This is a genomic window from Mesorhizobium sp. ORM8.1 (assembly GCF_053005525.2).
Map to the genome: position 1 here is coordinate 5,836,498 of NZ_CM132600.1, position 13,549 is coordinate 5,850,046.

Genomic DNA, 13,549 nt, shown 5'->3' on the forward strand with positions numbered 1-13,549 from the left:
GAGCAATGGCGGCCGACCGCCCAAATCTATAGCCCGCGCCAGCCTTGCTGTATGAGGCCACCGCGATGCATTGCAGCGAAGTACGTCGAGGCGAGCGTCGTTTCTATCGGTTTACCACAGCGACCGCTTCGGGGTTTTGCGCGGAATTAGTTTTCGACGCTGGTCAGTTTTTCGACCGTGGCGATGATCGCCTTAGCCAGCGCCTCGGCTTCATGGATCGGCGCCGGGCCATAGATGCCGTTCACCATCTCGCGGCTCGGCAGCACCCCGGCCGGGCAAGTCATCTCGATGGCCATTCTCACCAAGCGTAGAGCTTCCTCGCAATCCTCGGTCCAGAGAGATCGATCGTCTGCCATTGCCGTCTCTTGGTGTTTTGTCGCTTCGCGGATTCGAGCTATTTTAGCTAAAGCTTATTAAATAGCCTCTGTTCCGAGTCAGGTGCATGCGTCTGAAGTTCATCAAACCGATGGAGCCCGAGCTGGTCGACACGCCGCCGCAGGGCGATGACTGGCTGCATGAGATCAAATTCGATGGCTACCGCACGCAGGTCATCAAGGACGAGGACGGCATCCGGCTGATCACCAAGAACGGTTACGATTGGACCGGCCGGTATATCCAGCTTGCCGGCCAAGCGGCGGCGCTCGAGTCAGAGAACTTCATCATTGATGGCGAGGCGATCACTATCAATGAGGCGGGCTTGTCTGACTTCCAGGGCCTGCAATCAGCCGTCACCAGCCGCCGGCCGTCGCGCGATCTTTATCTGGTGGCCTTCGATCTTCTGCACCTGAACAAGCACGATTTGCGCGATATGCCGGTGGAGGACCGTCGTGAGATCCTTCAGGAGCTTATCCCGACCGGCGGTCGCATTCAGTTCAGCGAGGCGATGCCGGGCACGGGCGATGCTGTTTATCGCCTCGTCGATCAGGCCGGGCTTGAAGGCATGGTCTCGAAGCACAAGAACAGCCGGTACCGGAGCGGGCCGACGATGAACTGGCGTAAGATCAAGTGCTACGCCGAGAAAGAGATGGACATCATCGGCGTGCAGCGCGAGGCCGGCAAACCTGCGATGGTGCTCATGGCCGACAAAGGCCGTTATGCTGGCGGCGCCTTCGTCACCTTTAAGGCCGATAAGCGGCAACGCCTATGGGACCGTGTGCAAGGGAAGATCGGCGGACCGGCGCCGAAAGGGCTCAAGAGCGACAAGGCCGAATGGCTGAAGCCGGGTCTCGTTGGACGCGTGCGCTTCCGGAAGGGTGAGGAAAAGCTCCGGCACGCCAAGCTGCTGGACTTTCGCGAGCGGTGAGAAAAAAGGCCCGCTCCGAAGAGCGAGCCCAAGGAGAAAAGGCGAGGCGGTTTGCACGGCTTTCTGTCCGCAGCCGAGGTCTATCATGCGGCCCCGTCCGCCCCAATAACATTGGTTAAGCGATAACTGAAAAAGGTCCCGATAGCCCGCTGCAGATGTGCCACCATCATCCGCAGCGGGCTAATGGGCCGGCGCCTCTCGGTTAGAGAGATTGCCTTAAAGCCTGCGCCGGCCTGGCGGAACAGGTCCGCCGCATATCCAAACTAGCTAATTTGTCCAGCTTCGACATGGCGCGATCACGTAGGTTGGTCGCGAGATGAACTCGGCGGCCATCAACAGCAGCCCCACGATCCATTTCGGACCAATCGGTCCGATCATCCGCTATGAGCGACGAACCGATCCAGCCAATCGAGCCTGAGCAACGGCGCGAGCGAGAACCGCCTGGCCTTGCATTGCGAGCACGCACCGGCTGAGGTCTGACCCAGCCAGCTGTCGCACCGGTTCTGTTTTGACCGCGACGCGCCCAAGTGCCACTGACTATCTGTCTGGCTGGTCCTCACTCATGACGTTGTAGAGAAGCAGCCCCACCACTAGAGATACAACAGCACCTAGCATGTCATGGCCGGTCAGACCGGAAAAATAGACGAAAGCGGATACCGACACGGCCACGATTCCCCCACGCTGTTGCAGAACTTGCCCGAGAAACCGTAAGCAAGCGCTAATGTTCCTGTTGCTCGACGATTATCTCCCGGCTGCTGACCCCTTTGACGGTCGAAGGGAAACCGCCGCGAGACAGTCAGCGTCGCACAGTGAACCCGCCTACCGGCATCGTCGTGGACGGAGACTAGGGATTCGCGCATCACTTTAAGGCGCTTCAGATGCGCCCGCATTTGACTTTGAGAGCCCTTTCGCCAACGCACGTCGAGGGCGCGACGTCGCTTATAACGGGTTGGTTACCTCGCCTCTCCGCGCGTCAGATTTGTTAGGCCTCATTGCGTGACGATGCGACTGCGCTACCCGGCGCAGCGATATCTGTTGGATATTGGCTTCATGGGCGAGGCGCTCGGCTTCTGCTTGCGATAGCCCAATCAGCAATCGGTCTCTTGTGTCGGCGGGCAGATCGGTGGATCGGTCATAGACCAGCCATTGGTCAGCCGGATCCAGTATGGCGACAAACCTCATCGCGCGCTCCCTTTTTTGTTTAGCTCCTTCTATTCTTTGCGTGCGCCGAATGTTCCAACCCTGATGGCAGAATCGTTCACGTGCGCCACGTTCACCCGCGGGCTTGATCGTCCAGGACGACACCGTCTGGTTACGGCGGACTTTATAAGCCAGGTCCTGTGGAGACGGGACTTGCTCATTTTCCGCGAGCTCGGATCGGCCCGGCCGGATGCGCTGCCGAGCCGCGAGATGGTGAACGGTATCTATGGCCCGGAGCCGGTCCATGCCGAGGCTATGACGAAGGCGATCATCGCCACGGTCGACAGGCTGACACTGCAGTCCATGAGAGATGCCGCCGGACGAGCATTTAAACCTTAGCTGTGGATGGCGACAGCATCTGTGAAGCCAACCTTTTGAGAAATTGCGCCCGCACATGACAGCGGATTTGCAGAGGGCATCTCTGACTTAATTCGGCCCGGAGCACGGGTGGGCGGATTTCTTCCTATCGGGCCGACATGCCCGCATAAAAAAGCCCGCCGGCCAGGGCCAGCGGGCAAGGAGTCCGGCTTTGACCCGCCAGGAACAAAGCATATTAGTCATAGCGCATGAACCTATGGTGCGCACCACTAAAAGTTTGTGGCGTTGCTTGCTGCTTGCGCCTGCCCTCGGCCTCGCTGCCGCAGCTTCAGGTCGCGCTATGGCGCCGAGGATGTATTCTCAAAACGCCGAGGATCCTTGATGCTTCGGACCGACGATGTCGCTGCGCTGTGAGGGCTTCCGATTTTGGAAAGCCGAGCGACGCGGTACAGGCAGCAATCGAACTCTACGGAAGCGCAGACCGCAGCAGTGGTCCACTGTGATTTGGAAGCTCACAAGCTGCTGAGCGAGTTCGGGATATTGCGCAAGCGCTATTGGGGCCAGCACCTGTGGGCGAGGGGTTATTGGGTTGCCACAAGCGGCAATGTGACGGACGAGATGTGGATGGAATACATTACCAACCAGACACCGCCCGAACCCGACGACAACTTTAACGTGACATGAGTTTGCGCCCTGTCCGCCGGACGGCGGACCGATCCGGCTTTAAGCCGTAACCTGAAGCCACCGCCTTTTAGGCGGTGGAGCATTCACAGCGTTACACTCGTGCTGGACGAGGAACAAAGCTCGGGTCCACTGCCCGGCCATTTCGCATGCTCGGGCTTGTGGTCTCATCCTGGCAACGAGGCCGAGCAGTGAGTTTCTGGCAGCAGAGCGGAAACCCCATGGGCGGCGGGTTTGCCCGCCTGGTTCGGCTCGCTTCCGCGTTTCGAAAAGGCAAAGCGGCGCGGAATGTTGCAGAGCAAATCTTCGCAGCACGGTCGCCCAGGTGCGTGGTAAGACAGCGTCGGCGCAACCAGCGGGGCCCGATTTGACCACACCTTCTTCTGCCACCAAGCGTGCGCTGATCACCGGGGCAGGTGCTGCCGACGGCATCGGCTTTGCCATTGCGCGGCAACTCGGGCTTGGGGGTCATGCTGTTTTCCTGAACGGTGCCAGCGCGCGTGTACTCGATCGCGCCGCCGAGCTTTGCGCCGAAGGTATCAATGCCAAAGCCGCAGTCGCCGATCTGACCTTGGCGGCTGATGTCGCACGGCTGCGGGCAGATGTCGGCGCAGTCGACATTCTGGTCAACAATGCCGGCATGGGCTCGCTGGCATCGCCCTCGGTCGATAAGGCTTTTCTCGCCCTGACGGAGACGGACTGGGACCGGGGGATCGACGTCAGCCTGAAGACCGCGTTCCTGGTCACCCGCGCGTTTCTGCCGGCGATGGTAGAGGCAGGATATGGGCGCATCGTCAATGTGGCGTCAGTTACCGGGCCGCTGGTATCTTTCGAAGGCACCGCCGCCTATTCCGCCGCCAAGGCCGGGATGGTCGGCCTAACGCACACGCTGGCGCTCGAAGTGGCGAAACGCGGCGTAACGGTCAATGCCGTGGCACCCGGCTGGATCGAAACGGGCTCGTCCAGCCCAATGGAGCGGCAAGCTGCCCTGCACACGCCACCGGCGCGGGCCGGGCGACCGGACGAGGTCGCCGCAGCGGTGGTGTTCCTGGCATCGGAAGGCGCCAGCTACGTCAACGGCGTCCTGCTGGTGGTCGACGGCGGCAACAGCCTTCAGGAGCGCAAGGGCTGACTCCGAAATGACCGGTCGTTCACGATCAGGTCACGGATCAAGGAAAGCACTGGAAATGGCATCGCCAAGGCGTTCGCCGAGGCTGGAGCGACGGTCCATCCAACAGGTGCTAAGCAACTGGGTCATCGCGATGCCCTTCTGGGCGGCGCGCCGTCTCTTCAGGAGGGCTACCAGGACCGGAATATGGCCTGCCAGAACAACGCGCCCCAAATCGCGCGCAACAGAGCCAGCAGAGTGGGCAGCGGGTGATGGCTGTCGAACTCGGGCGAAACAGCGAAGCTACGCTCGCCGGCAATCTCGTTCTTCCGTTTGGCCTTGTGCTCGACGCCGGCGCCACATTGCAGGATCGACAGCAACTGCTTGAGGCGCTGCGTTTCTCGACCTGCTCGCCGGCCCGCTGCGTCGTGCCGCTCACCCTTGATTAAGGAACAGTAGCCGCATTGCGGGCGGGTTCGGTGCTGAAAATCAAGGTCACAAGCACCGATCAGAACGACCTGGTCCTGTCCGTATCGTTGAGGGCTTGCGCCTGCTCGACAGACTGGCCGTTCTTGCCGGGGCTCAAACGGGGTGAGAGAAGGACGACCGTCGAACCGACGGGGGCGGGGGATCGACGGTCGGTAGAGCGCGAGAGGCCATGAAGTCAGCAAACTGCGTCGCGTGAGGCCCTGTTCTACCCATGTCATGATTCGGGGCAGGCGAAGCAACCAATCTGGCATTTTCAACAGGCTCGTCGGCTGACGGGCCAGAGTATTGAAGATAACGCAGCTTCTTAAGTCGCCAACCAGCGCTTTTCTCAAGCCCAAGTTCGTCGCCGCGTAGCTCTCAACCGGCTGTTCCTTCAGGCTAGTTCAGCCTGACCGACGCTTTCGGTGGTTTGAGGAAACGTGGCGACCAGCGGCTTGGAGTTTGAGCGCTTGGAGGCGGCGGTCGATGATGACGAACGCAATCTACTGGCGATCGAGGAAGTTCTCACTCCAATTGCAGAAGTGGTTACGGTGCAATCCGGCGAGGAGGCGCTGCGCTGCCTGCTGAAGGAAGATTTCGCTGTTATCTTGCTGGACGTTTTGATGCCGGGTCTCGACGGATACGAGACGGCCGCTTTGATCCGCCAGCGCGAACAGTCCAAACGGACGCCTCTCATTTTCCTCACGGCCATCAACAAGGAAGACACTCACATGCTGCGCGGCTACGATGCTGGCGCGGTGGATTATGTGTTCAAGCCTTTCGATCCGATCATGCTTCGCTCCAAAGTGGCGGTCTTCGTCGAGCTTCATGAAAAAACCCTTGAGATTCAGCGCAAGGCGGTCGCCGAGCAGGCGTTGCTGGCAAAGGCCCTGCAAGCCGAGAAACAAAAGCTCGAGGCAGAGCGGTCGCTACGGACTGCCGAGGAGCGACAGGAAGCCATTCTGGGGTCCTTGCCTGTGTGCTTTCACGCCAGAGCGGCCGAACCGCCCTTTGCTGCCCGCTTTGTGACCAAAGGCGTGGAACGTTTGACGGGATTTCCTCCGGACCGACTTACATCCGATCCGCGGTTTGGCCTGAGCCGGGTGCATCCGGACGATCTAATCAAGGTAAAGGAAGCATTGCTGGCGGCAAAGATAACAGGTTCGTATGCCTGCGAATTCCGCTGGCAGTGCGCCGATGGCAAATATCGCATATTCCTCGACCAGGGCATCCTGTCGAAAGGTAGGGACGGACGCCGACCGGAAATCCTGGGTACGCTGCTTGACGTCACCGAGCGGCGTGAGCTGGAAGACCAGCTTCTTCAATCACAGCGCCTCGATGCCGTTGGAAAACTCACCGGCGGGCTGGCGCATGACTTCAACAATCTGCTCGCTGCGGTTCTAAGTGGACTGGGTTTGCTTGAGCGCCACGTAGCCTTTGACGAGCAGGCAAGAAAGGTGGTTGAGCTAACTCGCCACTCTGCAAAACAGGGCGTCGAACTCGTCACCCGCATGCTCGCCTTTTCGCGTCGCCAGAATCTTAAGCCGGCTTCAGTGCGTTTGGCAGCGCTCGAAGATACGATGAACGGCCTGGTGGCGCCCGTACTGGGCGGCCTAATCCGCTTTGAATGGATGATCGAAAACTCCGTTTGGCCTGCGCATGTGGACGCCGGCCAATTGGAGCTGGCATTGATGAACCTTGTTTTCAATGCGCGACGCCATGCCGTCCGGTGGAACGATTTCGGTGCTCGCTCAAAATCGCACCGTCGAAACAGCCTCCGAAGAACTGACGCCCGGACATTATGTGGTCATCACCGTCAAGGACACCGGCTCGGGCATCCCGCGTGACATGCTAAGCAAGGTTATCGAGCCCTTCTTCATCACAAAGCCGGTTGGGAAAGGCACGGGATTGGGTCTCAGCACGGTGTACGGTTTCATGAAGCAATCGGGCGGAGCTCTCCGCCTCGATAGTGTCGTTGGTCGCGGTAGCTCAATGGAGCTGTGGCTGCCCCGTTCGGCGGAGGCGCCAGCAGCCGGCACGGCTGACTCTGAAGAAGAGCAAATTCTAATCGAGACTGCGGGAAAGACTCTCCCATCGCTGCTTCTGATCGACGACAGCAGCGGGCTGCGGCAGCTAACTGCGGAATCGCTTCGGCAACATGGCTTCCCGGTGACCTGTGCAGCCGGGGGCGCCGAAGCGCTGTCAATCATCGAACGCGCGCCGCATGACTTCGATGTCATTGTCACCGATTTCGCAATGCCGCTCGTATCAGGAGTCGAGGTAATTCGCTTCGTGCGCAACATACGCGCCGACTGGCCGGCGGTGATAATTACTGGCTATGCCGATGCTGACGCGCTTTCCAACCGTCCACCGGATGTACCTTTGTTGAACAAGCCGTTCCGCGAGAGAGCTCATAGAAAGCATTCTTCGCGTTCAACGCTGATACAGCTGCCCCGGCCGTGCGGCCGCTCTCATGCCTCAAGACGGGCTGGCGCTCGCCCCGGACGAGCCGGGCGTGGGTGTCACCTTCGACTGGCAGAAACTGCATGAGTTTGAGGAGAAGCGCATCGGCTGAAGCTCTCGCGCGACAGCATCGGCCTCCCCGACGGCATCATCTTTTCGAGCGAATGGGTTTGCGCTCCGAAGACTCCGCTCGGTGCAGAAATACGCGGTTTCGCCCCGTTTGCTTGGCCAGATAAAGCGCGGCATCCGCTTGCCGCTGCAATTGCTCCGGCGAAATGGCCTCTTCGGACGCTTGAACCGCGACCCCGATGCTCAAGGTGACGCAGCCTGATATGCGCGATGTGGGGTTGGGCAAACCAGCGTCCTCAACGCCCTTGCGAATTCTCTCTGCGACCGAAACGGCCTCTTCCTCATTCACTGCGGGCAGGAGCACCAGAAACTCTTCGCCGCCGTAGCGGGCCACTTGATCGCGATCTCGCCTGACGCTTTCCTGGATGATGCCGGCGACCTCGACCAGACAGCGGTCGCCCTCGGCATGGCCAAGGTGATCATTCAGCTTCTTGAAGTGGTCAATGTCGCACATCAGCATCGCCGCGCCGTCCAGGCACCGTTTGTCACTGCCCCACAATTGGTCGAGCGTTTCCGTCATCCAGCGCCGGTTGGCGATGCCGGTGAGCGGATCGGTCTTGGCAAGCAGTTCCAGTCGATCGTTGGCTTTGGCCAGTTCGGCGACCCTGTGCCTGTCGCGAAGCTCGAACAAGAAAGTCTTCTGCGCGAGAATTGTCATGATGCGGCGGGCCGCGACGGTCGCGAAAATCCCACTGGCGAAAAACAGGGTCGCAGCAACGGCGCTTCCAAAACCGATGGCCGGATTCTGCAGCTGAAAAGCCAGATAGAGACCGAGCGACAAGGCGGCAATCGTCACCGTCCAGGCCAGCGGAATGCCGAAGATAATAATGGCCGTAATAGCCACGAACAACATGATGTTCAAATGCCGCTCGTAGAATTCGCCGCCCGCGCTAACGCCGACCAGGGCGACCGACAACAAGATGAGGAACATGCCTGCGATCAGCGATGTCCCTTGTATCCAGGGCGCTTGCGGTTTTCGCCAGAGCAGGACGACGGCCACGGCGACAGGTGGAAGGATGGCGCCTGGCAATAGCATGGAGTCGGCAACGGCGCCTGGAAGCATGAGCATGTTGAGGGCCAGGGTCAGTACATCCAACAATGCAACCCAGACCATCCATGCGCGGATGATCTTCGCCGTCTGCGACCAGATACGGTCTCGAAACAGGCGTCGTATCTCGCCTTTGAGGCGGATGTCGCGCGTACGGCGCGCCAGAAGGCGGTCCACTTCGCCGGTTAAGGCAGGGTTGTCCTGCACGTCAAGATGCACCAGATCTGACACAATGGTTGGCCTAAGCTTGCTCTCCCATCCGACGGGCCCGTAGGTCCGAACTGCCAAGCATGCCTGATTATCCTGAAGATTTAATTTCTAGGGAGCGCGGGGCGTGCGCTATCTACCCAACAAGCAGTCGCGGGCTGCATCAGCCGCGTCCGAAGCATCGCCGGCGCATGCGAAGCGGGACCTGATCCTGTGGCTGTTCGCCAACAATGCCTCACCGTCACGCTGGCTGCGCATCGGCATCAGCATTGGTTGGCGGCTGGGCAAGATACCTAATATGACGGAACGAACCTGGGCTGACGGAGCGGCAGTTTCATTGCGAATTGCAGACCGTCCGTGTGGTATTTCAGATCGATCTCGGCCTGGCATTGTACGGTGGCAACCTTTTCCAACAAGGTCGTGCCAAATCCACGCCGTTTAGGAGATGCTACCTTGGGGCCGGCGAGCCCCTGCCAGGAGAAGTCCAGCATTCGAGCGTCTGCGGGCGCACTCACCGACCACCGGATTTCAAAAAGGCGACGCGTGGTACCGCTGTGTTGGTTGGCTGATCCGCGCTAGCACGACCTAGGTGCTGGCTCAGTTCTGCTTACTTGAGGAGACCAGATCGGCGAAGCTTCGCCAGCAGGATAATTGCTGTACCGCGGAAGTCGGACAGCACGCGTTCGCGCAACGGCGAAGATTCCCAGGCAGCAAGGTCAGCGACCAAAAGCGAAGCGTCTCCGTTCACCGAGGCGCATCGCAGTTGACCGTTCTTCTCGAGCACGATGATCGCCGCTTCGGCGTCTGCGTATCCGATTGCTGCCATTCGTTGGATTTCGACGTCACCGTCGACGCGTACATCGAACAGAACAGAGCCTGCAGTTTTCTCCGCAGCGTCTTGCACCCTGTCGGGAAACGGCCGCTGGATGCCATCGGCGTTCGCGATCGACTGCTCAAACAGAACCATCTCAACGTGCCTAGCTACCATGGCGGCAACAGTGCGCTGTCTGGGACGATTAGCAATAGCTAACGCTGAAGCTTGCACATTTTTCAAAAGGCACCCCGCTGCCTTCACCGGATCGAACAGATGATCGACGGACCGGCAGCCGAGCTGTCCTGACGAAGCGCGAGCGGCTGGCCTCAGTTGCAGCCCAGATTGTTGTCGGTTCAGGTCCGGTAGCCCGTTAATGGACTGAGACGGAAACGAATGAGAAGCCTGCTGGCTCTGGCCAGCGGGCTTTTTCGTCCCTTGCACGCAGAATTAGTTCCGCCGATGGAACATTGTTGCAGCGAAACACTTCGGCCGTTGCACCGTGGCCCCATCGGTGCGTGTTGTTCCCGCAGATTCGCCCGCTGGCTTCGGCTGGCGGGCTTTTTTCTTTCGACTCGCTAGTGCAAGATAGTGTCGCCTCGCCTCCAAACAGCGGGGTAGGCACGGCGTAGAATCCTGTGTCACACGATGACGTGCCGGGCCGCCATGATCGGCTCTCAATGTTTCCGCAAAACTGGACTAGTCGCCTCGGCACGCTCTTCAGCTTCTGCTGCCGCCATGTCGATCAGGTACTTCAAGAGATCCACGTCACTGGACTGAATCCTTCGACGAATTTCTTTCAGCATCGCTTCGGCAAACTGCAGGTTCTGTAGCCTGGTTGGTTGACGCACGTCGGCCTCCTACAGGCTTGGAACACCGACAATATTAGATCGACCTTGCGCGAGCATGATCCGCGTGGAGCCCTCGATATTGCCGAGCGAGAAGGGACGCCGTTCGGCCCGCCGCCATGCACCCTTTGTTCATGATATTAGCGCAGCATAACCTAAGGTCATGACGGTACAGAGTACATGCCCAAACAGCCCTAGCGCTGATCCCCCGCAGCGCTGGGGCTTTCGATTCCCAAGGGCTGGTCAGCGCTGGAAGCCGAAGCGCAGCCGTTGACTGTCCGAAGCATCGAGCATCCTTCCTCGGCACCTTTAATCGCTACACCTATTGCTACACCCTTGGCCCTCTCGGCCGGTGGCATCTCTCTGGACTGCAATGTCAGCTTGTCGACCGTGGCGATGATCGGTTTTGCCAACGCTGGTAGATTCCGAAAATTCCGAATGACAGGGGTGGGGCTGGCCGGTGCGACCCTGGGGATGCGGGGCCGCACCAGCCATCGAGGGTGGGCGGTCCCTCCAACGGTCCCCGCCATTCCGATCTAGCAGCATATTAGATTGCTCAATCAAGACTGGAGTCTCTAGTCAGCGGGCTATCTTTGGTCGGATCGCTGCAATGGCGTCCATGATGGAATCGGCGGTCGCCCGGTCCAACGAGATATCCAAAGACCCTTCAGTCGTCAGAATCGATAAGATGCCACGGCAGCCGCCGTCATCCTCGACGAGGCCTACTTGTATCTCATGGCATACGACCACTCTCTGGCCGGCAATCTCCCTCTTGTCAGCCATTTTGCCTCGGTCCTCTTGCTCCGGCTCGACGAAAGGTTATTCGACCTCTGGCGCGTGAGCAATTTGGACTGAATGCCCTGATCCCACAGGTCCAACGTCTCCGCAGGGTGGCCGGCGCCTCCCGTTGGGGTGGAATTGCCTTACCAGGAGCGTGTCGAAAAGCGCTGGAATGAGGCCACAGCGAAGCGCCAGGAGGCGCACGGCCGCAAGCCGTTGCTTCAAGGCAGGCGTCACCTACAGGTTCGTGAACTGCAGGTTCTGATCATCGCAGCCGGCGCAAAGGCTAGCGCATGGGCTCACTGGATGGCGCAGGCTAGGTCTCGGAAGACTGAGCTCCTGAAAACGGAAATCGGCCGATCGACAATGATCCCGTTCGGAACGGTTCTATACTAATTCGTAAGGAGGGCTGGACGTGGGAACCGGTCGGGTAAGCGCGCGTTTCCACGTGCAGGTCACGTTTTGTTGAATGACCTGACAGGAGGATACCCACATGAAATTCAAGATGCTCACAATGGGCGCGATGACGCTTGCAATGATGGCTGGTTCAGCACTTGCGGGCAACAACACCTCGGCGCTCGACGATCCGGCAAAGATGTCGCCATTCTTCACCGATGCTGGCATGAAAACCTTGAGGTCGGAAAAGGACTTCAAGACCGCATGGAGTGCTATGAAATCCGATGAACAGAAGGCGGTGTTGAAAGACTGCGGCGATACCACGCTGAACAAATCACACGCAGAATTTTGTGCGAGGGCAAAGAAGATGGGCGGCTGATCCGGCCGGAGGCGGTTCCGAGCCGTCCTCTCGCATCTCCCTAGCCGTACTTACGCATCCGTAAGTCGCACATATCCCGCTCACGTCGATGTCGGGCAACTAGAGCTGGCCTTGATGAATCTGGTTTTCCGAGCATCGGCTCGGGTTGCCGGTTCCAAGTTTTGCTCCAGTGTCTTTGGGGCCGCACCAGCGAGCCCTGACTTTCGTTCTTGGCCGGGAACATCCTCGCCTGGCGGGTTTCTCGTGAGCAAGGGTGGCTCCTGGTTACTTCAACCCTCTGGCCTGCTGGCTGCAGCCAGCAGGCTTTTTCACGTCGGTCGGATCGGCCGTTGGCACTGAGGCACGGAACGCGATGGTGAAGAACCGCGAGAGGGCGATGTTTTGGTCTCACGGCTGGCAAAAAGACCAGCATAACCGGACGCAGGGCTCGTGAGCTTGCTCAACGGCGCCCAAGCAGACCAGTTCACCAGCCGCCCAAAGGCGGCGCAAACCAAATTCGCTTTGGCGTCAGAGCCACTGTTGTGATTCGTGTTCTCGGCTGCATCAATCCGGCTCCACGGCATCGGGAAAATGCAGATGTGTTGGCGCTTTGATCCGGTGGTGATCGCGTCGAGCGGAAGGAAAATGGCCATCTTGCCCTTGTGGTGATCCGGCAAATCAATTCGCTGGCAACGAAGAATACGCCCGCAAATACCAGCGGAAGGGCTGCGAATAAGTTTGCGATCATTTCGCCAAGCTGCATGCAGCACTACCGAGACAAACGAACACCTGACGTTTCGCAGGTCCCGGCAGGTGTTCGTCTTGCAATCGCGACTGACGATGAAGGGACTCGTGTCTGTCAGTCTGAGATGGCTAACGGGATAACAGGCTATATGTTTCAGCTTAGGGACCAATGCGCCGCAACGTCGGACTTCGGTCGCAATTGCGAGGCTGGTCGTCTGAATCGCTTGGCAGTCCGATCACGGCGAGCGCCGCGTGCTCGCGTAGCCTGCCAATTCGCCAAAGTCGCGCTGCGCGTCGCTTTACAGGAGCGTCCATGCGCCGTCGCCTGCGGGAATTTGATCTGCCTCGCCTGCTCGTCGACCACGACCAGTGCGCCAGTTGAAGACGCTTCCAATCAAGGCGCCGTAAGAAAAGTCTCGATTTCATTCTGGGTGTCAGGATAACCAGCATCACCTCACCTGGTCGGGCGCGATCAGGGCGTTAGGCTTGCTGTCGCATCGTCTTCATCTTCGGTCGGCCCTTCATCGTCGGCAAGCTAGCGTCGGCCCAGCCTTCTAGCGCGAACATTCACGGCAACCAGTTCGGCTGCTATCCCAACTGAGGCAAGGACCGCTTCCGCCGTCTTGATCCCGCGCTCGCTCCTCGGTGATGCGTAGCTTCATAGCTCGTGTTGTTGACGAGGGAGGG

The 13,549-nt window shown here is 59.3% G+C and carries 12 protein-coding genes and 1 pseudogene; 8 read left to right on the forward strand and 5 right to left on the reverse strand.

The genetic code is table 11. The features are described 5' to 3' along the window. Positions 1-146: 146 nt before the first annotated feature. On the reverse strand, positions 147-356 hold the full coding sequence (locus tag ACVDG8_RS29275; protein ID WP_447251553.1) for a hypothetical protein: 210 nt from the start codon (positions 354-356) through the stop codon (positions 147-149). Between the two features lie 86 nt (positions 357-442). Here ACVDG8_RS29275 and ACVDG8_RS29280 point away from each other — a divergent pair, with 86 nt between their 5' ends. The 7 genes and pseudogenes from ACVDG8_RS29280 (at position 443) to ACVDG8_RS29310 (ending at position 7,628) form a co-directional block, all read left to right on the forward strand. After that, the gene (locus tag ACVDG8_RS29280; protein WP_447251554.1) at positions 443-1,303 is read left to right on the forward strand and encodes an ATP-dependent DNA ligase; all 861 of its coding nucleotides are present in this window, start codon (positions 443-445) and stop codon (positions 1,301-1,303) included. A gap of 1,353 nt (positions 1,304-2,656) precedes the next feature. Next, on the forward strand, positions 2,657-2,842 hold the full coding sequence (locus ACVDG8_RS29285) for a hypothetical protein (RefSeq protein ID WP_447251555.1): 186 nt from the start codon (positions 2,657-2,659) through the stop codon (positions 2,840-2,842). A 516-nt stretch (positions 2,843-3,358) separates the two neighbouring features. Further along, positions 3,359-3,505, forward strand: a pseudogene (locus ACVDG8_RS29290) (transposase); the annotation flags it as partial. Positions 3,506-3,869: 364 nt separating this feature from the next. Continuing rightward, on the forward strand, positions 3,870-4,634 hold the full coding sequence (locus tag ACVDG8_RS29295) for an SDR family NAD(P)-dependent oxidoreductase (protein WP_447251556.1): 765 nt from the start codon (positions 3,870-3,872) through the stop codon (positions 4,632-4,634). Positions 4,635-4,882: 248 nt separating this feature from the next. Then, complete coding sequence (locus ACVDG8_RS29300) at positions 4,883-5,059, forward strand: invasion associated locus B family protein (RefSeq protein ID WP_455707330.1); 177 nt, start codon at positions 4,883-4,885, stop codon at positions 5,057-5,059. Positions 5,060-5,518: 459 nt separating this feature from the next. Next, the gene (locus ACVDG8_RS29305; RefSeq protein WP_455707331.1) at positions 5,519-6,925 is read left to right on the forward strand and encodes a response regulator; all 1,407 of its coding nucleotides are present in this window, start codon (positions 5,519-5,521) and stop codon (positions 6,923-6,925) included. Continuing rightward, on the forward strand, positions 6,882-7,628 hold the full coding sequence (locus tag ACVDG8_RS29310; RefSeq protein ID WP_455707332.1) for a response regulator: 747 nt from the start codon (positions 6,882-6,884) through the stop codon (positions 7,626-7,628). Before ACVDG8_RS29305 ends, ACVDG8_RS29310 begins: the two co-directional genes overlap by 44 nt. A gap of 61 nt (positions 7,629-7,689) precedes the next feature. On the opposite strand, the gene ACVDG8_RS29315 is transcribed toward ACVDG8_RS29310, so the two are convergent. From ACVDG8_RS29315 to ACVDG8_RS29330, 4 genes are all read right to left on the reverse strand, one after another. Then, on the reverse strand, positions 7,690-8,949 hold the full coding sequence (locus tag ACVDG8_RS29315; RefSeq protein ID WP_447251557.1) for a GGDEF domain-containing protein: 1,260 nt from the start codon (positions 8,947-8,949) through the stop codon (positions 7,690-7,692). A 583-nt stretch (positions 8,950-9,532) separates the two neighbouring features. Next, positions 9,533-9,913 carry a hypothetical protein gene (locus tag ACVDG8_RS29320; RefSeq protein WP_447257132.1) on the reverse strand — a complete coding sequence of 127 codons (381 nt, stop codon included), beginning with the start codon at positions 9,911-9,913 and terminating at the stop codon, positions 9,533-9,535. A 500-nt stretch (positions 9,914-10,413) separates the two neighbouring features. Beyond that, positions 10,414-10,587 carry a hypothetical protein gene (locus tag ACVDG8_RS29325; protein WP_447251558.1) on the reverse strand — a complete coding sequence of 58 codons (174 nt, stop codon included), beginning with the start codon at positions 10,585-10,587 and terminating at the stop codon, positions 10,414-10,416. Between the two features lie 576 nt (positions 10,588-11,163). Next, a complete protein-coding gene (locus ACVDG8_RS29330; protein ID WP_447251559.1) occupies positions 11,164-11,367 on the reverse strand; it encodes a hypothetical protein in 204 nt (67 codons plus the stop codon). Positions 11,368-11,857: 490 nt separating this feature from the next. On the opposite strand from ACVDG8_RS29330, the gene ACVDG8_RS29335 reads away from it, so the two are divergent. Continuing rightward, on the forward strand, positions 11,858-12,139 hold the full coding sequence (locus ACVDG8_RS29335; protein WP_447251560.1) for a hypothetical protein: 282 nt from the start codon (positions 11,858-11,860) through the stop codon (positions 12,137-12,139). Positions 12,140-13,549 lie beyond the last annotated feature (1,410 nt).